This window comes from Dyadobacter sp. Leaf189, assembly GCF_001424405.1.
In the GTDB taxonomy this organism is placed as follows: domain Bacteria; phylum Bacteroidota; class Bacteroidia; order Cytophagales; family Spirosomataceae; genus Dyadobacter.
This window is the reverse complement of the sequence record NZ_LMPS01000001.1, coordinates 1,870,207-1,893,697: the sequence shown is the minus strand read 5'-3', so window position 1 is coordinate 1,893,697 and position 23,491 is coordinate 1,870,207. Positions and strand designations below refer to the sequence as shown.

Annotated in this window: 21 protein-coding genes; 12 read left to right on the top strand and 9 right to left on the bottom strand. The window is 49.0% G+C overall.

The window, feature by feature from the left end; translation table 11 throughout:
* The first annotated feature begins 171 nt into the window (after window positions 1-171).
* A complete protein-coding gene (locus ASG33_RS07940) occupies window positions 172-738 on the top strand; it encodes a Crp/Fnr family transcriptional regulator (RefSeq protein WP_056282236.1) in 567 nt (188 codons plus the stop codon).
* A 63-nt stretch (window positions 739-801) separates the two neighbouring features.
* A complete protein-coding gene (locus ASG33_RS07935; RefSeq protein ID WP_056283471.1) occupies window positions 802-1,299 on the top strand; it encodes a hypothetical protein in 498 nt (165 codons plus the stop codon).
* Here the strand turns inward: ASG33_RS07935 and ASG33_RS07930 are convergent.
* From ASG33_RS07930 to ASG33_RS07920, 3 genes are all read right to left on the bottom strand, one after another.
* A complete protein-coding gene (locus tag ASG33_RS07930; RefSeq protein WP_056282234.1) occupies window positions 1,273-2,187 on the bottom strand; it encodes an AEC family transporter in 915 nt (304 codons plus the stop codon). The two genes, ASG33_RS07935 and ASG33_RS07930, sit on opposite strands and share 27 nt — an antisense overlap.
* Window positions 2,171-3,691, bottom strand: a complete 1,521-nt coding sequence (locus ASG33_RS07925; RefSeq protein WP_056282231.1) for an FAD/NAD(P)-binding protein — start codon at window positions 3,689-3,691, stop codon at window positions 2,171-2,173. The genes ASG33_RS07930 and ASG33_RS07925 overlap by 17 nt, the downstream gene beginning before the upstream one ends.
* A gap of 115 nt (window positions 3,692-3,806) precedes the next feature.
* Window positions 3,807-4,070, bottom strand: coding sequence for a hypothetical protein (locus ASG33_RS07920; protein WP_056282228.1), 264 nt, complete (start codon window positions 4,068-4,070; stop codon window positions 3,807-3,809).
* 165 nt (window positions 4,071-4,235) lie between these two features.
* Between ASG33_RS07920 and ASG33_RS07915 the strand changes: the two genes are divergently transcribed.
* Window positions 4,236-5,126, top strand: a complete 891-nt coding sequence (locus ASG33_RS07915; RefSeq protein WP_056282225.1) for a dienelactone hydrolase family protein — start codon at window positions 4,236-4,238, stop codon at window positions 5,124-5,126.
* Between the two features lie 38 nt (window positions 5,127-5,164).
* Here the strand turns inward: ASG33_RS07915 and ASG33_RS07910 are convergent, their stop codons facing one another.
* The gene (locus ASG33_RS07910; RefSeq protein WP_056282221.1) at window positions 5,165-5,419 is read right to left on the bottom strand and encodes a hypothetical protein; all 255 of its coding nucleotides are present in this window, start codon (window positions 5,417-5,419) and stop codon (window positions 5,165-5,167) included.
* Window positions 5,420-5,695: 276 nt separating this feature from the next.
* Here ASG33_RS07910 and ASG33_RS07905 point away from each other — a divergent pair, with 276 nt between their 5' ends.
* From ASG33_RS07905 to ASG33_RS07890, 4 genes are all read left to right on the top strand, one after another.
* Entirely contained in the window at window positions 5,696-8,110 is a 2,415-nt protein-coding gene (locus tag ASG33_RS07905) for an ABC transporter permease (RefSeq protein WP_056282219.1), read from the top strand.
* A 49-nt stretch (window positions 8,111-8,159) separates the two neighbouring features.
* Window positions 8,160-9,944: a serine hydrolase gene (locus tag ASG33_RS07900; protein ID WP_056282217.1), complete on the top strand. Its 1,785-nt coding sequence runs from the start codon at window positions 8,160-8,162 to the stop codon at window positions 9,942-9,944.
* Between the two features lie 92 nt (window positions 9,945-10,036).
* Window positions 10,037-10,357: a hypothetical protein gene (locus ASG33_RS07895; protein ID WP_157474608.1), complete on the top strand. Its 321-nt coding sequence runs from the start codon at window positions 10,037-10,039 to the stop codon at window positions 10,355-10,357.
* A complete protein-coding gene (locus tag ASG33_RS07890) occupies window positions 10,354-11,010 on the top strand; it encodes an ATP-binding cassette domain-containing protein (RefSeq protein ID WP_229238593.1) in 657 nt (218 codons plus the stop codon). Before ASG33_RS07895 ends, ASG33_RS07890 begins: the two co-directional genes overlap by 4 nt.
* 21 nt (window positions 11,011-11,031) lie before the next feature.
* Here the strand turns inward: ASG33_RS07890 and ASG33_RS07885 are convergent, their stop codons facing one another.
* Window positions 11,032-12,279, bottom strand: coding sequence for a hypothetical protein (locus tag ASG33_RS07885; RefSeq protein WP_056282209.1), 1,248 nt, complete (start codon window positions 12,277-12,279; stop codon window positions 11,032-11,034).
* 290 nt (window positions 12,280-12,569) lie between these two features.
* Window positions 12,570-13,022 carry a ribonuclease inhibitor gene (locus ASG33_RS07880; protein ID WP_229238592.1) on the bottom strand — a complete coding sequence of 151 codons (453 nt, stop codon included), beginning with the start codon at window positions 13,020-13,022 and terminating at the stop codon, window positions 12,570-12,572.
* Between the two features lie 33 nt (window positions 13,023-13,055).
* Here ASG33_RS07880 and ASG33_RS07875 point away from each other — a divergent pair, with 33 nt between their 5' ends.
* The 4 genes from ASG33_RS07875 to ASG33_RS07860 all read left to right on the top strand — a co-directional run bounded on the left by ASG33_RS07875 (window position 13,056) and on the right by ASG33_RS07860 (window position 17,734).
* On the top strand, window positions 13,056-13,619 hold the full coding sequence (locus ASG33_RS07875) for a 2'-5' RNA ligase family protein (RefSeq protein ID WP_056282206.1): 564 nt from the start codon (window positions 13,056-13,058) through the stop codon (window positions 13,617-13,619).
* 117 nt (window positions 13,620-13,736) lie between these two features.
* Window positions 13,737-14,192 carry a hypothetical protein gene (locus ASG33_RS07870; protein ID WP_157474606.1) on the top strand — a complete coding sequence of 152 codons (456 nt, stop codon included), beginning with the start codon at window positions 13,737-13,739 and terminating at the stop codon, window positions 14,190-14,192.
* Window positions 14,193-14,391: 199 nt separating this feature from the next.
* Complete coding sequence (locus ASG33_RS07865) at window positions 14,392-16,839, top strand: ABC transporter permease (protein WP_056282200.1); 2,448 nt, start codon at window positions 14,392-14,394, stop codon at window positions 16,837-16,839.
* A gap of 190 nt (window positions 16,840-17,029) precedes the next feature.
* Window positions 17,030-17,734 (top strand): porin family protein, encoded by a 705-nt coding sequence (locus ASG33_RS07860; protein WP_157474604.1) that lies wholly within the window; start codon window positions 17,030-17,032, stop codon window positions 17,732-17,734.
* A 1-nt stretch (window position 17,735) separates the two neighbouring features.
* On the opposite strand, the gene ASG33_RS07855 is transcribed toward ASG33_RS07860, so the two are convergent.
* The 3 genes from ASG33_RS07855 to ASG33_RS07845 all read right to left on the bottom strand — a co-directional run bounded on the left by ASG33_RS07855 (window position 17,736) and on the right by ASG33_RS07845 (window position 22,909).
* Complete coding sequence (locus tag ASG33_RS07855; RefSeq protein WP_082489111.1) at window positions 17,736-19,439, bottom strand: GH39 family glycosyl hydrolase; 1,704 nt, start codon at window positions 19,437-19,439, stop codon at window positions 17,736-17,738.
* Between the two features lie 63 nt (window positions 19,440-19,502).
* Entirely contained in the window at window positions 19,503-21,521 is a 2,019-nt protein-coding gene (locus ASG33_RS07850; protein ID WP_056282193.1) for a M13 family metallopeptidase, read from the bottom strand.
* A gap of 59 nt (window positions 21,522-21,580) precedes the next feature.
* The gene (locus ASG33_RS07845) at window positions 21,581-22,909 is read right to left on the bottom strand and encodes a S41 family peptidase (RefSeq protein ID WP_056282191.1); all 1,329 of its coding nucleotides are present in this window, start codon (window positions 22,907-22,909) and stop codon (window positions 21,581-21,583) included.
* A 146-nt stretch (window positions 22,910-23,055) separates the two neighbouring features.
* Between ASG33_RS07845 and ASG33_RS07840 the strand changes: the two genes are divergently transcribed.
* Window positions 23,056-23,409 (top strand): cupin domain-containing protein, encoded by a 354-nt coding sequence (locus ASG33_RS07840; RefSeq protein WP_157474602.1) that lies wholly within the window; start codon window positions 23,056-23,058, stop codon window positions 23,407-23,409.
* Window positions 23,410-23,491: the final 82 nt, after the last annotated feature.

Below are 23,491 nucleotides of genomic sequence, written 5' to 3'. Positions count from 1 at the left end.
TCACAGATACATAGACAAATATTTTCAGGAAAAAGCGTTAATAAATCATTAACAGCCCCCGAAAAGCCATTAATTTTTTAATTATCTGTATAAAAAATAGACAAATTGAAAGAAAACGGCCATTAACCCGCTTCGCAGCTTATCTTTCATTTAAAAAAGCTACCTACCCCAATGCAGGCGATCCGCAACTATTTTGAACAGATTACAACGCTCTCCGACTTGGAATGGGAGGCATTTTCGTCGGGATTGGTGAGACAGGAATTTGCAAAAAAGGAGTTGGTGCTGAAAGCAGGAAAGGTGGAGCATTACCTTTCGTTTATCGAGTCGGGGATTGTGCGGTTTTTTCTTGACAAAAATGAAGAAGAGCTCACATTTGACTTCGCGTTCGCAGGCGATTTTATGAGCGGGTACAGTTCGTTTATTACCCGCAAGCCGGCAGGTTTTCACATACAGGCGTTGACAAAAACAGTGCTTTGGCGCATTAGTCACCCCGATTTACAGGAAGTTTATGAACGTACCAGCGCAGGTAACCGGATAGGGCGGTTTGCGGCTGAGCAGCTTTTTTTAAAGAAAACGGAACGCGAACTCGCATTCCTGACACAAACTGCGGAAGAGCGGTACCTGCATTTACTCGACAACCAGCCCAAGCTCATTCAGGAAATTCCGGGTAAGTACCTGGCTTCCTACATCGGTATCACCCCGCAGGCGCTCAGCCGCATCAGGAAACGCATTTCTTAACCCAGGTTCATTTCATCGCACTTCACAGCGGTGCAACTTTACGGAAACAAAACGTGGACCGATATGCCTGAGATAGTTCTGATCGTCGTATTTACAATTTCATTATTGATTTTGAGAAAAACCCGCGGGTACTATGATCCCTCACTCGCCGGGCAGATCGGGATGGCGGCGATGCTGATCGTGACCGGGCTCGCACATTTCGGATTTACAAAAGGAATGGAAATGATGCTGCCGGACTTTCTGCCATTCAAGCGGGAGCTCGTATGGATCACGGGCGTGCTGGAACTTGCCGCCGCAGCCGGACTGCTTTTACCAAAATTCACCAGGTTAACCGGCTGGCTGCTGATTGTGTTTTTTGTAATGATACTTCCGGCCAATATTTACGGCGCAATGCACCACATTAACCTGCAAACAGCCACTTACGACGGCAGCGGGCCGGGATACCTGTGGTTCAGGATGCCTTTGCAGCTGTTCTTTATCGCATGGGTTTACTTTTCTGCGATCCGGCCGCGTACGATCATGCAGCGGCGGCGCCTAGAAGAGGAACAGTACCGCAAGTGAAACAAGCACCAGCGACAGGATTGTCGACAGGAAAACAAGCAGCACAGATTGCGACTCGCCCGTTTTCAGGAAGGATGCAAACACGGTTACATTGGCGGCCACCGGAAACAGCGGTACCAGCGCCAGCATTTTATAATCTTTATCTTCCAGCTGGTTCAAGATCAGGTATTCTGCCAGGATCAATGCACCGACGATCAGAGCGGCCGCGACTGTTCTTAATGCAAAAAGTTTGGCGTAAAGCTTGCCTTTGAGCTCTTTGAAATCCACGTCAGCGAGCTGTAAACCGACGATGAGCATACCTGCAGATGACACGCAGAAGCTGATTACCTTAATGGGCGCTTTCATGAATTCGGGCGTTTCCACTTCCAGTACCTTGCAAATCATCGCTGCTACAAAAACGTACAGAAACGGAATTTGCAGTACTTTTTTGATCGCTTCTGATCGGGAAAGTTTGGTTTTGGCAACCTGAAAATACCCGATGGTATCCCCGTACAATGCGGAACCCAGGTAAATGCAGATCAATGTGCTCACATCCTTTTCGCCGAACAATGCGGTTATAGTAGGAATGCCGAAAAAGGCGATGTTAAAAAATGAAAAAGAGCTGCGCAGCAGCAGCGGCTCCATGTCATTTGCGAATTTCTTGTGGGCAAAATTCGCCACCGGGTTCATCGACAATGCGAGGATGAAAGTAATCACCGGCAGAATATAAAGCTTCTGCGCTTCCGCGTCCAGTACATTGAAAAACACGACAAGCGGGAGCAGTACTTTGATCAGCGGTCCGCTGATGTACTTGGCCTGTACATTGAATTTCTTCTTTACCCAGTATCCGATGGGGATAAATGCCATCACCGGGAGCAGCTCGCCGTAAAGTTTAAGCAGGATTTTCACTGACAATGGTTTTAAGAATGTGCTGGCTCAAACTGCCAATTGTACGTACATTGAACCATACCGCATTCACGTCGAGTAAAAGTCCGTTACAAAGGTGGCCGAGTACGTAAAAGTGAGGGACAGGCTTGCCGGAAGTAACTACCTGCATGGTTTGGGTATCCATCCGGATCCCGCCGACAGGTTCTGGCTCGATGAGCTTTCCTTCTGCCAGATTTTTCACAAGATCCGATTTCATTGCTTTCACTGCCGAAGCAGGGCCGGTTGCATTGATCAGGTACTTTGTAAAGTTCACCTGATCACCGAAACGCAATTCGAAACCTTCTTTTTCATCGATATATTTCACCTCTTCCAGATCCGACTCGACACTTAGCTGCTGGTTATCAAATAATTTACAAACCCGCTCCGCATTGACCAGCGGCATTCCGTGCCGGTTGGTTGCCCAGTAACCGCCGAGCCATTTTTTGAATTTGATCCGCTCGCTTTCGTCGAGCGCCTTCCACATTTCGGAGCTATCGTAACGCAACGAGTAGGGAATGTTCATCAATGCGTCGCCGCCTGCGCGGGCAGTTTCTATATCCTCCCGTAACAGTTCAGCGGCAGATTTTCCGTCACGTTTGGTGGCTTTCCAGTCAATTTTTCCACCCGCATAACTTTCAGCTTCTTTCATGAAAAGCCTGAAAACCTCAACAACAGTCGGGTTGCGCAGCTTTTCTCTTTGAATGCGGTGGAGATTTTTGATGATGAGGTATTTCCGCTGGTAAGGTTCCGGTTTTTCAACCTGGACCCGCGGCAGCAAACCGTCGAGCGAGTAAAAAGTGATTTTACCCTGGTGCTCATTGTCGGCTAGCGTCATCAGTGCATCTATGGCGCTCAGGCTTGAACCCAAAATGCCTACATCTGCATCTCTGGGCACATTTTCGAGAATGTCTGACGAAGGCCAGGGCGATCCGAAATAGTTTTTCTTGCCTTCTAGATGCGGATAATTGTTAGCCACGGGGGTACCCGGCGCCAGCACCAGGTAATTGCATGCATGTGTTTGCTGATTGGAGAGGAAGACGTTAAAGCCATTTTCTTCCTTTTTGACGTTCGTGGCACTTGCATGTACCACTTCCGCCTGCATTCCTTCTTCTTTGGCTAATGAAAAGTAATGCTCAAACTGCTCTTTCAGGTAGTCGCCGTAGAGGCGGCGGGTTGTAAAAGCTTCGTCCTGCCCTTGGTTGTCAACAATCTCCTCCCCGATCCGTTCCTGGTGCCTGATCAGCCACTCGCTGAAATGTTCAGGTTCGGTCAGGTGGATACCCATCAGGTCCGCCTGGGTATTGAGAATGTGGCCGGGCTGTTTGGTGCCAAAAGCCAGCCCCTTCCCAACTTCCTCATTCTCTTCGATGATTGTGATCCCAACTTTCCGGTGAAGGTTCGCGATCCTGAGTTGGAGAAAAAGCTCAGTAAAAGCAGAAATTCCGCACGCTCCTCCTCCGATGATTGTAATATTTACTGAACTCATTTTTAACGTTTGCTTTCGACACACACCGAAACCAACTTTCCGGCTCAGGCGTGTACTAAAACAATCGTGCTATACAACCATGTAAAATGAGACAGGTATTCGTAAAAAGCTTTGATTATCCGAGCCAACCTGCCTGACTAGCGAGGAATACGAGCTCGGCTACGACGATCAGCGCAGTAATGCCGATGATAACATACGTGATCTTGCTTCTGGCGGTGAGCGGCGCTCTGGGTTCCGCTTCTCTCATTTTAGTCGCGCTTACTTTCTGTGCCACCGCGGGCGCAGCAACCGGCCTTCTCATCAGCGGGGCGTCAGTGCCCAGTTTCGCTTTATGAAGTTCAAACAACTCCCTCCGTTTCTCTTCTAGATTTGAATTCATGGATGAATGCATTTTTGCCACATAAATTATCCGTTTTGTGCCAAAAACGCTAGTAATCGGTCGAAATTATTTTGTTACCGGTAATAAGTTCGGGTGAAGCATACATAAGCAGGGATATCGGGTCAAATCTATATATTTACATATCACATCAACCCAAAATGATATATGTCAGAAATCAGGAAAGAAGATATCAAACAGGAAGTGTTTGACCTCTACGACGACTACGCGCACAACCGGGTGGAAAGGCGGGATTTTATGCAAAAACTGTCTGCTTACGCGGTTGGCGGGATTACAGTAGCTTCGTTGATGAGCTTTCTTATGCCCGATTACCACGGCGCGATCCAGGTACATGCAGGCGATCCAAGGCTGAAATCCGACTATATCACGTATGATTCTCCAAAAGGCGGCGGCAAGATCAAAGCTTTGCTTTCCAAACCGGCTGATGCGAAAGGAAAGCTGGGCGGAGTGATTGTTGTTCACGAAAACCGCGGCCTGAACCCGCACATCGAGGATGTGGGCAGGCGGGCCGCACTGGCGGGCTTTCTTTCCGTCGCTCCCGACGCACTTACCCCGCTTGGCGGCTATCCCGGTAATGACGACGAAGGCCGCACCATGCAAAGCAAGCGCGACAGGAATGAAATGCAGGAGGATTTCATCGGTGCATTTGACTACCTCAAAAATCATCCTGACTGCAATGGGAAAATCGGCGTGGTCGGATTTTGTTTCGGCGGCGGCATTGCCAATATGATGGCAGTACGCGTGCCTGAACTGGCAGCTGCTGTACCATTTTACGGAGGTCAGCCTGCGACGGAAGATGTGCCGAAAATTAAAGCGCCGCTGCTACTCCACTATGCCGGGCTCGATACCCGCGTGAATGAAGGCTGGCCTGCCTATCAGGCTGCATTAACCGCCAACAACAAGGAATATGAAGCCTACATCTATCCCGAGGTAAACCACGGTTTTCACAACGATACCACGCCGCGGTACGACAAAGCAGCTGCCGAGCTTGCCTGGAAACGCACGATCGATTTTTTCAATGCGAAGCTAAAATCATAATAAATGAGAGCACAATGCAGTGTATTGTGCTCTCCCGTTTACATTTCGGCGATCATTGCTTTGTACTTCTCCACCTGGCTTTCAAAATTGCGGATACCGGTTTCATAAATGAATTTGAGCGATTCCAGATCGTCCACGTCTTTTTCATAAGCTTCACTCGCTTCCGATTCCCTGTCCAGTTCGGCCAGCAGCTTTTGCAGCTTTTTCAATGATCCTGTATTTTCTTCTGCCCGGTACTGGTACCATTCGAGCATTTTCATATAGCTTTTTTTCAAACTGTCTTTCTTTTTCATAAATGCAGTCTTGCAGGGATTACTGGTAAATACCTTTTGATGTTGCGTACAGTCCTGTGCGTCTCAAACATTGTGCCGCTGCAAAAATCTGTTTCTGCAAACGCTGGGATGCTGTCCGAAAACGTTGGAAAAAGTGTCCGAATACGAACATGAATGCATGGAAAAACAGACTGACCAGCTAATTATCAACATGGCACTATATTTATCTTACAAGTAGTGACATAGCACAAAGAGCCTAAAAAACCTGATCCCGGCTACCCTATCCGACTTCCCTACATGCTCAAAAACTACTTTAAAATCGCATTCAGAGGTTTTTACAAAAACAAGGGCTACACCCTGATCAACCTGTCGGGCCTCACGCTAGGTATGGGCGTGGCCATGCTGATTTTTGTATGGGTATGGGACGAGTGGAATTTCAATAAAGCCGCTGAAAACCATCGGCACGTAGCAAGGTTAATGGCGCACCGCACTCAAAACGGAGAAATCGTCAGCTCGCCCAATATGCCGTTTCCGCTCGCTGCTACATTGAGGGAGGATTTCGCTGGGGACTTTGAACACGTTGCTGTTTCGTGGGATACGGAAGATTATAACCTGATGTCAGGCGAGCACAAATTCAGGAAAAAGGGCCGGTTCATGGAACCTGACGGGGCCAAAATCCTGTCGCTGCAAATGCTCAGCGGCAGTGATGCCGCATTGGAAGGCCCTACAAACCTGCTGCTTTCGGAATCTGCCGCTGCTTCGATTTTCGGCACGAAGGAGGCGAATGGACGGATCCTGACCATTGACAACGAGCTGAAAGGGATTGTAGCAGGTGTATACAAGGATTTTCCGTCCAATTCAGACTACTATAACCTGGCGTTCATTGCTCCGTGGAAGCTCTTCACCTCGGCTAAAAGCCGGCGGTGGGTAGATGAAATAAAGGATAATTGGGAGGTAAATACATTCGAAATCCTGGTGCAAACCCGGAAAAGCACCACGATAGCAGCCGCCTCGGAAAAGATAAAGAACATACCTTCCCAACACCTTCAAAATAAAGCCGGGTCGGGCGCCTCACTCATTTCACTGCATCCGATGGACAGGTGGCATTTGTATGCTGACTGGGAAAATGGTGTTAATACAGGCGGACAGATCTACTATGTCAAACTCTTCACCGGAATTGCGATTTTCATTCTCCTGCTGGCCTGCATCAATTTCATGAACCTGAGCACAGCCCGGTCCGCGCAACGTGCGAGGGAAGTTGGTGTGCGCAAAGCTGTCGGTTCCATGCGCGCACAGCTTGTTTTTCAGTTTATCTGTGAATCGTCTCTTATGGTTGCGTTTTCGTTTGCGGCCGCTCTGCTCGTTGTGCAGGTCGCTTTGCCTCAGTTTAATGCAATTACGGACAAGCACATTGATTTTTTTGGCCAGAACGGACCTTTTCAAAATCCCTATTTCCTTTGGATCGCCATTGCCTTCTGTGCGCCGGTGAGCCTCGCGGCGGGCGGATATCCGGCCTTGTATCTCTCGTCTTTTAAGCCAGTGAACATCTTGAAATCTGGCGCGGGTAATTCCGGCAGGTTCGCCTCGGTACCGCGGAAGGTGCTGGTTGTACTGCAATTTACCATTTCCGTTTCCCTTATTATCGGTACCGTAGGTGTATTCCGCCAGGTTCAGTTTGGGCAAAACAGGGATACCGGCTATGATCAGAAGGGTTTGCTGAATGTGAAGATACCGCGCGGCAATGCGCAGCTGGAAGCATTGAAAAACGATCTGCTGCAATCAGGGGTGGTATCATCTGTGGCGCAATCTTCCGGTCCTGTTACGGATGTACTTTCCAATGCCCGCGGGTTTTCCTGGAAAGGCAAAGCGGGAACTGACGAGGATCAATTTGCAGTGATAGCAGCCTCGCACAGCTATGGGAAGACTGTCGGCTGGAAGGTGATGCAGGGAAGGGATTTTTCAAAAGACTTCATCGCCGATTCTTCTGCGATCATCATCAACCAGTCTGCCGCCAAATACATGGGACTTACTGACCCTGTGGGAACGACGGTGCGCTGGAAAGACGGGACTTTCGTAGACGCTGAATACCACATTGTGGGCGTTGTGCAGGATATGGTAATGCAGTCGCCCTACGAACCTGTGAAGCGGACGATTTACTTCATGACTTACGCACCTAATTACCTGTTTGTCAAGCTGAATAAAGATGTCGAGACAGCCACTGCGCTCACCAAAATCCGCCCGCTGTTTGACAGGCACATACCCGGCGCCGTGTTCGATTTCCAGTTTGCCGAAATGCAATACGGATCAAAGTTCAGTGCCGAAAACCGCATCGGCCAGCTTACTTTTATTTTTGCTGCTGTTGCGATCTGTATATCCTGTCTGGGCTTGTTCGGGCTGGCAGCTTTCACTGCCGAACAAAGGCGGGGCGAGATTGGCATCCGGAAGGTTCTGGGTGCATCCGTTGCGGGTATCTGGGCCATGATCGCACGGGATTTTGTATACCTTACATTGGTCGCGATTTGCATTGCCGCGCCTGTCAGCTACTACTTTCTTGCCCAAATGTTATCAAAATACCCTTACCGCTCAGAAATGTCGTGGTGGATATTTGCGGGCCCGGGACTGGCTGCACTTTTACTCACGATTGCGACCGTAAGTTTCCAGGCATTGAAAGCTGCTTTAGAGAACCCGGTAAAGGCGCTCCGCGCAGACTAGGAGATTTCGCCTGTTTACTTTAATCATTTACACGAAACCATTACCCAGAATGAAATATACATTCCTCCTGCTGGCGGCCATTACTTTGCAAAGCCAGGTGGCAAATTCAGCGTCAGAAATTGGTGTAAGTAATCAGGTCAAATCAGAAATCAAGGCAGACAGCCTGGACATTTTCATTGAGTCAATTATGAAAAAGCGGCAGGTACCGGGGCTCTCGCTGGCTGTTATTCAGGATGGTAAAATAGTGAAGGCCAAAGGTTACGGGTTTACAGATAAAACGGGCAAGGTACCAGTGACGGAATCGACTTTGTTTCTAGCCGGCTCAATCAGCAAATCCGTCTCGGCAGCAGGCGCATTGTTTTTGGTGGAAAAAGGCAAACTGTCGCTTGACGAAGATGTTAACAACAAACTCAAAACCTGGAAAGTACCTGAAAATGAATTTTTAGAAGACAAGAAAGTTACATTACGCGGCTTACTCAGCCACACTACCGGATTGACCGTCAGCGGATTTCCGGGGTATCCGGCAGCCGGATCTATCCCGTCTGTTGTACAGATACTTGATGGGACCCCACCGGCTAACACCGGCCCTGTGCGCGTCGACTTTGTTCCCGGCAGCCAATGGCGCTATTCCGGTGGCGGGTACACGGTAATGCAGCAAATGATCATCGATGTCACCGGTAAATCCTTCCCCGCGTTTATGCAGGAAACGGTGCTGGCTCCCATCAACATGCGCGAAAGTACTTTTGCACAGCCGCTGCCCGCGGACAAGGCCAGGCTGACCGCTACTGCTCACACGAGCGACAGGGCGATGGTAGAAGGCCGCTGGCATATTTACCCCGAAATGGCAGCCGCAGGATTGTGGACCACACCGTCGGACCTGGCTCGTTTCGCAATCAGTATTCAAAATGGTCTTGCGGGAAAAGCCGGTTCAGTACTCTCTCAATCCATGATCAAGCAAATGCTCACCGACCAGAAAAACAATGACGGACTCGGCGTGTTTGTGGAAGGCACTGGGAAAAACCTCCGCTTTGGACACGGAGGGCGTGACGAAGGATTTGACGCTTTGATTACAGCTGGCGCAGAGACCGGACAGGGCGTGGTGATCATGATTAATGCCAATGATAATTCAAGAATGGTGGGCCAGGTGTTGAATGCAGTTGCCGCGCATTACCATTGGGAAGGCTTTCCGGTGAGCAAACCCATTCAACGGATTGCAGCCAGTGTCACTCCGTCGCAAACCGCGGCTTTTGAAGGAAGGTATGAGCTGGATAACAACAGAATGATCGCCTTCCAATTTGAAAACAACCGCCTTTATTCATTAACCGACAACCTGCCGGACGAGGAATTTGTGCCACTCTCGCCAACCCAATTCGCCTCCACCGACCGTGATGCGATCGTCATTTTTACGCCCGATGCAAATGGTAAGGTAACCGACTTTATGTGGAAAACAGGAAATGACCAACGCAAAGTCCCGCGGATCGGACCGCTATTTTCAAACCCAAAAACCATCTCCGACCCGACTCCGGGCCGCACGAAGCAGATAGAAGTTGCGCTGAATGCAATGGGCAAAGGCGGGAAAATGGTGGAAGAAACGCCGGGTATAGCGGACGGAACCCGCCGCTCTTTCACACAGGGAACCCGCGACCTGCTTGGAATGAAATCCATCCAGCTTGTACATTCTGAAAACGTACAGGGTCGCGGCATTCAGCGGCACGGCAGTGATGTGAGTGAAATTGTTACTTACCGGCTTCTCGCCGATAAACCAGACCAGTTTGTACTTGTCCATTTAACCGCAGCGGGACTGGTCACGGACTGCGATGTTGTGCGAAAGTAAATGCGCTTTTCAGAAGCTGGTCAGCCAGGTTAAAAGTTGTTAAATTTTCCCGCTGCTGATTGAAGCACGCTATCTTCCCCAAAAAAAAGGGAATGCGAAAGCTTCAAGTTGTGTCTGTTTTTCATAGAAGTATCTGGCCGGTAACCACAGCCACTTCCCTGCTGATGTGGGGCATTGCGGGTTTTCCATCTTTAACATCTGAGGTGTTCCCCACGTTTATCCTTGCTTTCCTCTGGTTGCGGAGCGCATGCCAGGTGCTGATATGGTACCTGTTCCGTTCCTCAAACAGGAAAGGCTTTGTTTTTTACCACCATTTCGGACTGTCGGAGGTAAAGCTGGCTTTGCTGGCCTACCTGCTCGATCTTGTCGTATTCGCATTATGGATCATTTTAGCGACCATCATTTTCGGATGAATATGCTCGAAGCCGACAGTATCCTGCTGGAATATGGCCGCAGGAAAATTCTTCAGAACATTTACCTGAAAATAGAGAAGGGAAATATTGTGGGCCTGCTGGGGCGGAATGGAAGCGGGAAATCGAGTTTGCTGGAAGTGATTTACGGAACCAGGGCAGCTCAAAACTGCTCTGTAAGGATTAACAAGAAATACGTCAGCAAACTTTACCAGCAACCCAATGCGGCTGCGTACCTGCCTCAGCGGCAGTTTGTCCCCGGGTACCTCAAAGTTTCGGAAGCATTGCGGCTTTACGAAGTCCCCGTTTCGGAAGCGGGTGCGTACTTCCCTGAGCTGCAAAGAATGTTGCCGCAGCGGCTGAATCAGCTATCAGGAGGCGAGCAGCGTTTGATCGAGACCATCATGGTTATCTCTTGTCCGGCTGAGTTTATCATGCTGGATGAACCGTTTTCGAATCTGATGCCGCTGCATGTCGAGCGGATCAAGGCGTGGCTTTTGGCGTTGAAAGCCACCAAAGGCATTCTTATCTCAGATCATTATTACCGGGATGTACTGGCATTGTCGGACCAGGTATATCTGCTCAACAACGGCGGACGGACTATTCTCTTGCAGGAACCCTTGCAGCAGCTGCGCGATTTCGGATATATTTATTAGACAGCTTCTCCCCTTCACATTTTACAAAATCAACCCGAAGCCAAGCTTAACTGCGCCCAGGAAACGCTTCGAATCTGCATCTGTTTTCAAAAGATTGTGGCTGACGCCGACCGAAAGATCAACATAAGCTTTGTTGAAGATGGTTTGCTGCTGGCCAAATCCCACTCCCAAACCCACGTGCTTTTTACTTTTACCAACGCCAAATATGGTCTCGCTGTGATAAAATAAATGGTCGGCGTACGGACCTATGTAAGGTCCGGATAAGTTGTTGCCGCCCTTCCCAAGCCTGATGTTTTGACGCTGGTGTAAATAATACCGCATTTGAATGGAAGAATGGACCTGAAAATCGTTGCTGACTGAAACACGATTTAATGGATAAGACAATCCCTTTGAAGCAATGCGCATATAAAATGCAGTAACCTGGGTATTTAGCGAAAAAGGACTTTTGGCAATCTTTCTTTCGTAACCCGCGCCGACTGTCCCATTTACGAAATTGGGAGAAAGGTACAGTTTGGGCCACAACAATTTCCATTGTTGCTGCACATCATCTTCACAAAACAAAACCTCACAGATCGGCAGGTTCTTTTGTCGTTTCCAATCCCCGAACCCGATCCCCATGCTGGTGCGCGAGGTAATTGCAAATTGCGACGATTTGTTCAGGTGATAAGCAAGCAAAAACGGAGATTCTCTCTGTTTAAAATCCTGATAGTACAAACCGACACCCAGTTCGATCCGACCGAGATTGAAAAACCGTCGCTGCAGGCCGAACTCTATGCCCAGTCTTTGAAGCTGGTTGTTTGCAGCACCTTTGCCCCAGTGCCTCTCGCCGACCAATGCGAGGAAGTTACCAGTGAAATTGTTGACACTTGTTCCTTCCCTGATCCTGCGGCGCATGTCATAGTACCAGCGGGTATACACTTTGGCTGATAACATCCCTCCAAATCCCACATTCGAGCCCCAGTTCCCGCTCACACCGGCGTCTGCGCCTACCGACCATGAAGGCAGCACCTTGTATTCATATCCGAGATCCAGCTGCGTTCCATCATTGCTGCTGTTTTCAACACTTATCAAATAGTTTGGCAGGAACGTCAGTCCGACCTTGAACATGTGACGCGATGGAACTTTGGTCATGAAAACGTTTTCGTACCGATCGACAAACCGCTGCCGGACCAATGTATCCTGCTCCTCGGCAAAGGAAACGCTGGTGGTATCCTGAGCGAATCCGGCAGCAGACGCCAGTATCAAAAAAGCAAGGAAGAAAAGTCTCATAACAGGCAGGCTTAAACAGGATGAAAGGAATGAACCACAGTGATCTACCGGCAATTCCGGTCTATGAAAGGGTTGCTTATCTTGCTTAAAGAGGCCTGGAAAGTGCGGGATCGTTGTATCGTCCCGACACAAAATTATCCTGGATGGTGAGAGGCTGGCGCTGATTCGGAACAAAGGTATCTGGCGGGTACTGCGACGTTCAACCCGGGACTTTGTGAAATGCATATTTACCTGGCCCGACCCGCGCAAAATGAAGCTGAATTGTAGTTTCAACGCACAGGCCAGAGCGACTACAATGCTTCTTTTAATGTGATATTGGGATGTTCAGCAATGATTTCCAGGATGATTTCAAAATACGTTTGTCCTTCTCCGCATTCCAGTGCCCTTCTTTTTTCTGCAAAAAGGGTTTTGTTAAATGGAGAATCGGGGGCAAGCTTTTCGGTGTAGTAGGCAAGGGTTGTTTCAAAACCTAATTTTTCGCGGCTCCTGCGCTGATTGATCCAGATTAGCTCGACAGGTTCGTCTCCTTTTATTTCACCAAATGCTCCGAACAGCAAGTCACTGAATGCGTCGAGACTTGCGCCCAAAATCCAGTTTTCATCCTTCATAAATACGCGGTTGATCTCTTCATAAAAGGATGGTATATCGTGGATTGCGTTGCCGTCGATCACGATCTGCTTGCTGTTGCTCAATGCTGTGCGGGAGTTGGTAACGGTTGCGAAATACGGCAAAGGTACGATCATTGCATGGTCTGGTAAGTCAACCAACAAGATCAGATGGAACAAACGCACTTTTCGCAGGACGAACCTGCACGGGACCCGCTGGTGGCCACGCTGCTGATCACGCCTGCTGCCCAGGATTATTTTGATCGGCTCCGTCAAATGCATTTCCCGCCTGAGCGTAACTACCTTAATGCCCATCTGACCCTTTTTCACGCATTACCGGACGAGCCGTGGATTATGGAAGATATTATTAAGCTCGCGCAGGATCAGCCGCCTTTTACGGTTACTGCCTTGCAGGTTGTTTCACTTGGCTTTGGTACCGCTTTCAAGATCGGGGCACCGGAGCTGCCTGCATTGCATCAGACGCTGCAAAAACACTGGTCGCAATACCTGACCAACCAGGACCGGCAAAAGAGGAATTTTCATATTACCGTTCAAAACAAGGTGGAGCCGGCCGCTGCCAAAAAACTGCTGGCCGAGCTGTCGGGCAGCTTCGAACCATTCAGTTTCGCAGTCAGCGGAATCCGTTTGTGGCGCTACAAAGGCGGACCTTGGGAGTTTCTGACCACCATCCCTTTTCAGGGAAGTATCCCGGCTACTGAGCAGACTGAGTTGTAAATCATGACCATTCTCATAATCTGAGCCTACTACCGTCACATTTTGGCGCTCCGGGAAAAGATAGCTTTGCGGGCATTTAAGGTGAACTTCGTACGATTTAAAACTGAAATCTTCAAAATGAAAAACTGCATTACACTGCTTTTCCTGGGCGCTATGTTCCTGACTGCCTGCAATTCCGGACCAACTGAGAACTCGGCGCTTAACACCAAAAAATCTGAATCGGACAGTACATTCAATCTGTGCTATTCCTCATTCGTGCAAAAGGATACCGTACTGTTTAATGCATTGATGTATGGGGATAGTATAAAGGGCAGTCTGGGCTACAAGCTTTATGAAAAGGACCAGAACAATGGACTATTCCTCGGCAAAATGGCCGGCGATACGCTCTGGGGAACTTACACTTTCATGTCTGCCGATTCCGAATTCGTCAATGAAGTTACCTTTCTGAGAAACGACACTTTGCTGGTAGAAGGAATCGGCGACAGGATTTTCAAGGATGGAAAATTCGTTTTTGCCGACAAAGCCAATGTCCGTTATGCGGGTGTGAAGCTGGAAAAAACAGACTGCAAGTAATTAATCCTGAAAACAGTTTATGGCAGGTTCTTTGATATTTACTGCATGCTTCGAAAGCACCGAACAGACCCGATATTAAATTGTTCGGAATCGTACAGCACTTATTGACAAACAGCCGATTGGAACGATTCAGACAGGTTTTGAACAGTGGCATAATCTTCGCTGATTCAATCAAAAACCTAGCTGTCGTTCCAAACTCATGTTCCAGTCCTACCTCAAAATCGCGATTCGCAGTCTGCGCAAGAACAGGCTGTTCTCCATCATCAATGTAGCCGGACTTGGTCTGGGCATCGCCGCTTTCGTCCTCATATTCGAATATGTGGCTTTTGAGAAAAGCGTCAACCAGTTCCACAAAAATCTGCCTTCGATCTACCGGATGCTTGACAGTCAGCCAACAGGCGACGTTTTTGTGCAAATGAAGCCGGCGATCGCGCCTTTGATCAGAAAGGAGTTCAGCGAGGTAAAAACCTATTGCAGGGTCGCGGAAGGTTCGGCAAACGGCGTAATCTCCATCGAAGGCCAGGGCACGAAAGGAAATATACAGAGCTTCCGCGAAGATGCGCTCGCTTATGCCGACGCTAGCTTTTTTACCCTTTTTACATTTCCATTACTTCAAGGAAATGCGCAGTCTGCCCTTTCTGAAACGAACACGGTTGCATTGGCTGCTTCGCGCGCCAGGAAGTATTTTGGCACTGAAAAGGTTGTCGGAAAGACATTGATCATGAATAACCAGTTCGGAAGAACCTTGTATACGGTAACTGCAGTGTACGAGGATATGCCCGAAAATTCAGATATCCGGTTCGATGCCGTACTTTCCCTGCAAACACTTGCCAACCCGGCTAACCTGAATGGAAATGAATGGGCGCGGCTGGACAGATTTGACGGATCCTTTGTGACCAACTTTTTCCAACTCCATGAAAAAGCTGATCCGGCCGCATTTGAGAAGAAAGTAAATGCATTCAAGCAAAAGCTGAATCCCGAGGATAAAAGCAAATTTGTTCTGCAACCGCTTGCTGATATCCATCTCGGCTCCTCCATGGACGATGCTTACCCTACCAGTGGGAGCCTCTCTTTTGTGTACCTGCTCAGCGGCATCGCCGTTCTGATCCTTGTCATTGCCTGGTTCAATTACATTAACCTTTCCACGGCTGCATCCCTGAAACGCGCGAAAGAAGTTGGTGTCAGGAAAGTAGTCGGCGCTGGCAGGTTCCAGCTGATCAATCAGTTTTTAGGCGAATCCTTTCTGCTTAACCTGCTCGGTTTTGCCCTCGGCATATTGCTCGTATTCTTTGTCCAGCCGCATTTTAATGAATTTACGCAAAAGGATTTTTCGCTGACTGCCTTGCTCAACGATCCTTCCTGGCTACTTGCAGCTTTGCTGCTGGTTTCGGGCGCGTTTCTTTCGGGAAGCTATGTGGCCTTTTCGGTGACTTCCCTGCAGCCCGTCCAGATACTGAAAGGCGCAGCGGGTTTGAAATTGAATGCAGGTAAAGACAACTGGCTCCGGAAAGTGCTCGTAGTTGCCCAGTTCAGCGTTTCCGTTATTCTGATCATCGCAACGCTCGTTTTGTACAACCAGCTGCAGTACATGCAAAACAAAGACCTGGGTTTCAGGCCCGAGCAGCGACTGGTGATCAACGGACCGCAGATCGGCGACGACAAAAGCATTGGCACCAGCTCTGCACTGCTCGATGACCAGATCGCCGCATTGCCTTACGTCAAAAATTACAGCCACACCGGCATTGTTCCGGGAAGCTACTATTCTTTCAATGCATCGGGTATTACCCGGCAGGGCGACAAATGGGATGACTCCAAGAAAAGCTACTCAATGGGCATTATCGATGATCACTACCTGACTGTTTTTCAGATACCCGTTGTAGCCGGTCGCAATTTTACTTCGCGTGAGGCGGAACTGGCCTGGGAAAAGAGCGGCAAACTCATGGTCAATGAAGCAGCAGCACGGCAGCTCGGGTTTGCGTCTCCGCAGAAGGCGGTGGGAGGAATTGTAAGCTGGGGACAACCTTTCGAGATCGTGGGCGTCGTGAAGGATTACAATCACCAGGGACTGCAAAATGCAATTGGCCCGATCATTTTCATGCCCCGTAAATCAGGCGGCAGACTTGTATTGCAGGTCTCAACTGCCAACATGAAAAAGCAGCTTAAAGAACTGGAAAGCCTCTACAAAGCTGCATTTCCAGGTAATCCGTTCGAATACTATTTTGTTGACCAGAAATACAATGAGCAGTACCAGACAGAAAAGCAGTACAGCCAGGTATTTGCATTGGCCTCCATGCTGGCTATTTTCATTGCTTGCCTGGGCTTGTTTGGTCTTGCCAGCTATATGACGGAGCAGCGTACAAAGGAAATTGGTGTAAGAAAAGTACTTGGCGCCAGCATTGCCGGGATCCTGGCGCTGGTCTCCAAAGACTTTCTGCGACTGGTCATTATTTCGATCGTGATTGCCTGTCCCGTTGCAGGTTACCTGATGAAAAAATGGCTGCAGGATTTCGCGTATCAGACCGATATAGCGTGGTGGATGTTTGCCGGGGCAGGCGGGCTGGTTATTCTCATTGCCGTACTCACAGTAGGTTTCCAGAGCCTGAAAGCCGCATTAATGAACCCTGTGCAGACACTCCGCAATGAGTAGTAGCGTAAGCTCCAGAGGAGCTTCCTGTTTATAGCCAAATGTCTCTTACCAGATTCTTACCGGCTCCTGCGGAGCCTCCTGCTTTTACGAATATTATTTAATAATCTTCTACAAGATATCTTAACATACTTTACTTTCTTTAAAAGATTATTTCAAGTACTTCTCTCAACAATCTAAATGACTAGTGAAAATGAAAAAATCCCTATGTCCTTTCCTGCTATTAGTACTTTGTTCTTTCGCCGGGTCTGCGTCCTGGGCGCAAATGAGTGTCGGGCTACGGGCCGGCGCTAACTTTGCCAATTTTGTCGTGCAGGATGATGAGAACTATCCGTTCAAACCTAAACCAGGACTGAATTTCGCGGTGCTGTTCAACTTCCCGATTGGCCCTTCGACCAGCATTCAGCTTGAACCGGGGTTTTCACAACGCGGCACGCGGGTCAGGATGAAATCCGAGGATCTGATTAACGGCCAGCAACTCAAGATTGATGTAAAAGGAACTTTGTCAGTCAACTACATTGAATTACCTGTTCTTTTTCAATACAGGCCCAAGCTGGGAAAATTGGAAGGTCTTTTTTCCATTGGACCCGAAGTACGTTTGCTGGCGGGTAATTTAAAGGCAAAATCCACGTCAAAAGCTTATGTTGACGGTGAACTGGTAGCCAGCGAGAGCCAGGATGAAACATACAGCTTCGGAGAAGACAGCCGCAAGTTCGACTTTGGAATGGTCGGCGGCGCCGGACTCTCCTACCCTATGGGGGCACTTCGAATCTTCGCAGAAGGACGCTACCACCTCGGGTTGCGCAACCTGGCCACTTCTGTAGACGGTGACGATGCCAAACTCTATAACCGCGGCGCGTCAGCTCACATTGGTGTGCTCTTCCAGGTAGGCAAATAATTTACCATTTGAAATGCAGCAGCGAAACGCCCTGGCGTGGCAGCTGCATTTCTATCATAGCCTGGCCAGCTTTCGGCCTGATCCATTCCGGAGAAGTAAGCAGGGAAAGCTGGCCGGCTTTTTCAAGTAACCTGATCTGCTCGGCTGTGGGCTGCTTCGGCGATCCCATTGCTTTCCATGCTTCATACGAATTGCTGTTCTCCTTATCAATCCGGTAATGGTACATCAGCACCTCCCGCGCTGGCAGGCCGCTTACAGCCACCTGGATATTCGCATCCGCCGCCGGCACATTATCATCATGGTAATTCCAAACCATAACAGCGGCTGCATTCGATGCCTTGGAGGCGATACCATTGATATCAGCCTCACCGCGGACACTCTCGTCCCTTACTTTCAGAAAATTATAGGCGAGGTTCTGTTTTACTTCGACACGGTTTCCTTCCATCAAACCAAACATACGGAATACATTGAGCACGGGCTTGTCTACCCCGTTGGTAGCCAGGTCACGAAAGCCGCGGAACCAGGCCTGGTCTTCAAACTCGAAAGACCAGCTTACCGCGCCCAGCAGGTTCACTCCTCTTGCCTCTGCCAGTTCATATTTTCTCGCAAATGAAGCCGCCGTGTAGCTCGAATACATGGTACCATTCCGGTAAGCATTTTGCGGACTTACATCTTCCGAGCAGGCCGCGCAACCTTCGGGATCTGACTCACCGATGATAATGGGAAGCTTTTTCAAGGTGGGGTAAGAGGCTACTATTTCAAAACCCTTATCCAGGTCGCGCAGCTGCGTACCCATGTTCATCTGTACATGTCCGTCCACGATTTTCGGCGCACCTTTTGCGTGATAGGTAATGAAGTCGATCGGTGTGCCCGTTTTGCCTGTTGCATAGTTCTTGCCCTTGGTCACGTGGTCGAGGAAAGTCCGCATAAACTTCTCTGATTTGTCCCAACCTGGTCCGGTTACCTCCGGGCCACCGATTTTCGCAGTGGGCAATGCGCGCTTTACAGCATCTGCCGTGTAATCGTATAATTTGATGTATTCATCAACGGTACCTTTCCAGTAGCTGATATTCGGCTCGTTCCAAAGCTCCCAGTACCAGCTTTCCACCTTCTTTTGCCCATATCGTGCGACCGAGTGTTTCACCCATTGGTACACCAGCTCCGCCCATTTTTTATAATCTTTCGGCGGATAGGCCCAGCCCAGGTAAATGTCGTTATAATCGTCTCCCGGCTTCCAGTGGTGGCGGTAGGGCTCGGGTTTCGTGGAAAGCGCCTGCGGCATAAACCCGATTTGCGCGATGGGCTTCATGCCCCTTTCAATGTAGGTATCAAAGATCTTGTCAACAATTTTCCAGTCGTAAACCGGGTTACCCTGCGCATCTTCCGTGTAAGCATTTGTGGAGCCCCATTTGAGTCCTGCCCCACCGTCGCCGGTTACCAGCAAGCTGTGGGCGCGGACATACACCGGCACTTTGCTCAATTGTGAAATTTCAGTCAGCAGCTTTTTACCATCCTTCATATAGGTATAGTTCGGCTCATCGTAGCCGAAAAACGCCCAGATAGGCTGCATAGGTGCTTTAACCCTGGACAGATCAACTTCTATCCTGACTGGATTTGGCGTTTCCTGACTAAATGCAGGAAGGGCGAACGCTGACCATAATGCCGCATTAAACAGCGCAATCCTGAATATTTTACCTGAAAGCATTTGAAACGGTTTAGCAGCTAAGTTTTTCATCAATGGAGTGCAGCGACGTAGATACAGTACCTTCTACCAGACTGTGATCCGGTCTTTTTCTGGTTTGTACATCTTGTCACCTGGCTGCAAATTGAAGGCTTTATAAAATGGCGTAAAGTTCATCAAAGGTCCGTTCACCCGCCATTTGGCCGGCGAATGCGGATTGGTGTTGACGTACATCGACATATATGCATCCCGGGTTTTCACGCGCCAGATGCGCGCAATGGAGATAAAGAATCGTTGATCGGGTGTAAAACCGTCCAGCCTGGTGGTATCCTTTCCCTGCTCGGTCAGCTTGAATGCATCGTAGGCAATCGCAACGCCTGCAATATCAGCTGTGTTTTCACCAACTGTCAATGCGCCTTTGATGTGCATGGAGTCCAGCACCGTGAATGCATTGTACTGATCAATTACCTGCTGCGTTCTGGCTTTGAACTTGGCGTAATCGGCTTTGGTCCACCAGTCAGTAACATTACCGGCTTTGTCGTACTGCGCACCCTGGTCGTCGAACGAATGCGTGATCTCGTGACCGATCACCATGCCGATCCCGCCGTAGTTCAGCGCGTCGTCTGCATTGACGTCAAAATAAGGCGGCTGTAAAATACCTGCCGGGAACACGATCTCATTCAGGGGCGGATTGTTGTAGGCAGTTACAGTCGGCGGCGTGGTGTGCCACTCGGTGCGGTCCACAGGCTTGCCGAGCTTGTTCAGGTTATACAGATACTCGTTTTTGTCAGCCGAAAGGCGGTTTTCAAAATATGTCCCGCGCTTCACGGTTACCTGCGTGTAATCTCTCCATTTATCCGGGTACCCGATTTTTTGCGAGAATGCGTGCAGCTTGTCTTTCGCTTTTGCCTTGGTGGAATCGCTCATCCAGTCAAGCCGGTCAATGCGGGCTTCAAATGCCTTTTTGAGATTTTCAACCAATACTGCCATCCGCTTCTTGGCGGATTCGGGGAAATACTTTTTGACATATAACTGCGCCAGTGCATCACCGAGCGACTGATCGATCGCCTGCGTCATTTCCTCCGCCCGCGTTTGCTTGACCGCCTGTCCGGTCAGGATTTTGGTATAATCAAAAGATGCATCGACAAAAGGCTGGCTCAGGAAATCGGCATAATTACTCAATGCATGCGCTTTCAGGTAAATCTTCCAGTCGGCCAGTGGCACCGACTTCAACATAGTATTCAGCTTGTCATAATAACCCGGCTGCCCTACGTTGACGGAATCGACTTTGGCACCCAGCACATTTAATAATCCCGCCCAGTTCAGGTTCGGATGTTTCTTTGAAAGCGCAGCTACTGCGAGCTTATTATAGTTGGCCTTCACATCCCTGAGCGCAACGTTGGTCCTGTGCGCAGAAGCGAATTGCTTTTCAATCTCATAGGTAAGCGCCGCATTCTTCCGCGCAACTTCGGCTGCTGTGCCCGACAGTTCAAAAAGCCGCGTCAGATATGCCAGATATGCTTTCTGGATCCCGGTTGTAGTTGAATCGCTTTTGAAATAATAATCGCGTTCCGGCAAACCAATGCCCGTCTGGTAAAACTGTGCAATGTTAACGGTACTCTGTTTATCATCAGGCCCCACGTAAAATCCAACTATCGAACCATTCCCGGCCTTTTGCTCCTCAGCGACCAGCTTCAAAAGCGACGGTACATCACTGATCGCATCAATGCGGGAAAGAAGCGGTTGGAGAGGCTGGTGCCCACGCTTGTTGATTGTTGCGGTATCCATGCCCGAGGCATAAAAGTCGCCTACTTTCTGCTCCACACTGCCTGCTACATTACTAGCTGCCGAAATACTGTCCAGGATACCCTGCAGGCGCGTGCGCTGGGGATAGTTGAGAAATGAATAAGAACCTACGCCGGTCTGGCTGTCGGGAATGCGGATCGTATCGTACCAGATACCGTTCGCGTAGATAAAGAAATCATCTCCCGGCTTCTTGGTAGAATCAATTCCGGAGATCACAACACGGCTTTCGCCGGATTCGGACTTCTGGCGGCAGGCGCCGGCGGCCAGGAGGATAAACGCGAGCAGGTATATCTGTTTCATAATCTGGAAAGTAGTAAAAAACTTCTTTTACCCATCGTTCCCGCGGTAATAACTGGTTCTTACCTCCCTATCCAGCCGACAGCAGCCTTTACCTTTTCATCTTTCAGGATCTCTGTGAAATTGTCACCGCCTTCGATTTGCGTGTCGGGCACAACGCCTTGTTTGTACACGTGACCTTTTGCATCCGAATAGTAGCCTGTTGAGATGAAGAACATAAGCTCCTTTCCGATGTTAAATCCGCTTAACGCTGTTGTAAAACCTTTCGTTGGTTCTCCGAAAATCCTGCTGTTATCCAGGCTTCTGAATGCAACTGCGACTGCTTCTCCGCTGCTGGCGGTGATTGGTCCCGTGAGCACTGCGATTTTCCCGGGTCTGGTCTGCGACTTGCAGCGCATGCCCGAGGATGTTCGCTGTTCCTGCTGATCATAGAAATTGCCCCCTTTCATAATCCAGTTTCGCGGATCTTTACCGTCCCGGTTTACAAAAGAGCCGATAGTACCATCGCCCAGCAGCTTGTTCAATCCGCCCAGCATGGCAAACATACTGCCACCGTAATTCAGCCTCAGATCAATGATCCAGTGCCTGATGTTTTTGTCGAGAAGGTCGCACACCTGTTTCTGGATCTGTTGATTGTATGCTTCCTCTTTTCCCGACTGGAAATCCGGGCTTGTCGGAATCCGCAGGTAGGCAATGGAATCGTTGACCGCAATGGAGACAATATCCTTGTCATTCCCGTAAGCCGCCTTTCTCAATGCGGGACTTACACGATCAGGATCATCATTTTTATAACCTGCGCTTTTGTTGTTGAAATACACAAATCCGTGTTTATCCTGCAAGCTGCGGAGGACTGTCTGTAATGCAGGAATCAATTCTTCGATGTTCGTCGCGTTGCCGGCAATTATTGAAACACTGTCCCTGAGCATTTTCCAATCTATATTTCTGCTGTTGAGCGCGTTCTTTTCGGCGATATCAAGTGCATTGGCTGCATAAAGCTGGTATAAGTTCCTGTCTGATTTGGCCAATGAGAGCGGGAAAGTGTGGTTGGCCTGCATCCATTTGCCGGAGATTTGCCCCGCGCCTATTTTGCCCCGAAACTTTGCATTCATTCCTTCGGAAAATTCCAGAAACAGGCTGTCACCATTAACCTGGCAATCCGATGCGGGTAGTTCAAACATCTGCTGCCCGGGAATGGAAATGTGACATTTCAAACTTCCGATCAATGGTTTTTCAAATGCGAAATGCAGTGTAATGCTTTGGCCGGGCGCACTCACGGTTCCAGTCCAGAGCTTTTGATATAAACTATCCTGTAATTCGGATCCGCAGCCGTAAAGAAGAACTGAAAAAAGACAAAAGAGCAAGCTTGACTTGCCGGTAAACCTGAAGAACACGATTTGTTTAATATTTTAATTCCAGATCATAAGTTACCCCGACCGCCGCTTTACTTCTGCCCGAAAGCAAAAAGATTGCATTATTAGCCAGGAATTGCGAATATGGCAGTACCGTTTTTAGCTCACATTTGATCTGACCAGAAGTAATGAAAGTACCTGCCATCGCAAAAATTAACCTCGGAATCCTGGCCGGTTCGGTGGAAGAAAGCTACGCCAATTTCACGGTGTCCGAAGTAAATGACCACGTGGTAAGGCTTAGCGTGATGACCGGGACTTATGACTGGCATTACCACCCAAATTCTGACGAGACTTTCATGACCATCGAAGGTATTTTGCTGGTCGATCTCGAAGCGGAAACGATTGAATTACTACCAGGCCAGCTGCTGACAATTCCCAGGAACACGATCCATCGCACCCGCCCAAAAGGCGAACGCTCCGTGAATATTACCGTGGAGCACCGCGATATGGAAACGGTGATAGTTTCATCAGATCAAAAGTGAGATTTGAAAAGCAAGCTCTATTTCAATGCGGCTTGGTTGCTGGAACGGAAATTGATAAGCATCCCGTATTCATCAACAATAA

Coding starts and splice junctions, on each gene's coding strand:
- ASG33_RS07890 (WP_229238593.1), top strand. CDS start 10,354: ATGAATATGCTCGAAGCCGACAGTATCCTGCTGGAATATGGCCGCAGG.
- ASG33_RS07850 (WP_056282193.1), bottom strand. CDS start 21,521: ATGAAACAGATATACCTGCTCGCGTTTATCCTCCTGGCCGCCGGCGCC.
- ASG33_RS07900 (WP_056282217.1), top strand. CDS start 8,160: ATGAAATATACATTCCTCCTGCTGGCGGCCATTACTTTGCAAAGCCAG.
- ASG33_RS07860 (WP_157474604.1), top strand. CDS start 17,030: ATGAAAAAATCCCTATGTCCTTTCCTGCTATTAGTACTTTGTTCTTTC.
- ASG33_RS07855 (WP_082489111.1), bottom strand. CDS start 19,439: ATGCTTTCAGGTAAAATATTCAGGATTGCGCTGTTTAATGCGGCATTA.
- ASG33_RS07925 (WP_056282231.1), bottom strand. CDS start 3,691: ATGAGTTCAGTAAATATTACAATCATCGGAGGAGGAGCGTGCGGAATT.
- ASG33_RS07920 (WP_056282228.1), bottom strand. CDS start 4,070: ATGAATTCAAATCTAGAAGAGAAACGGAGGGAGTTGTTTGAACTTCAT.
- ASG33_RS07935 (WP_056283471.1), top strand. CDS start 802: ATGCCTGAGATAGTTCTGATCGTCGTATTTACAATTTCATTATTGATT.
- ASG33_RS07895 (WP_157474608.1), top strand. CDS start 10,037: ATGCGAAAGCTTCAAGTTGTGTCTGTTTTTCATAGAAGTATCTGGCCG.
- ASG33_RS07940 (WP_056282236.1), top strand. CDS start 172: ATGCAGGCGATCCGCAACTATTTTGAACAGATTACAACGCTCTCCGAC.
- ASG33_RS07870 (WP_157474606.1), top strand. CDS start 13,737: ATGAAAAACTGCATTACACTGCTTTTCCTGGGCGCTATGTTCCTGACT.
- ASG33_RS07910 (WP_056282221.1), bottom strand. CDS start 5,419: ATGAAAAAGAAAGACAGTTTGAAAAAAAGCTATATGAAAATGCTCGAA.
- ASG33_RS07915 (WP_056282225.1), top strand. CDS start 4,236: ATGTCAGAAATCAGGAAAGAAGATATCAAACAGGAAGTGTTTGACCTC.
- ASG33_RS07840 (WP_157474602.1), top strand. CDS start 23,056: ATGAAAGTACCTGCCATCGCAAAAATTAACCTCGGAATCCTGGCCGGT.
- ASG33_RS07885 (WP_056282209.1), bottom strand. CDS start 12,279: ATGAGACTTTTCTTCCTTGCTTTTTTGATACTGGCGTCTGCTGCCGGA.
- ASG33_RS07905 (WP_056282219.1), top strand. CDS start 5,696: ATGCTCAAAAACTACTTTAAAATCGCATTCAGAGGTTTTTACAAAAAC.
- ASG33_RS07875 (WP_056282206.1), top strand. CDS start 13,056: ATGGAACAAACGCACTTTTCGCAGGACGAACCTGCACGGGACCCGCTG.
- ASG33_RS07880 (WP_229238592.1), bottom strand. CDS start 13,022: ATGATCGTACCTTTGCCGTATTTCGCAACCGTTACCAACTCCCGCACA.
- ASG33_RS07865 (WP_056282200.1), top strand. CDS start 14,392: ATGTTCCAGTCCTACCTCAAAATCGCGATTCGCAGTCTGCGCAAGAAC.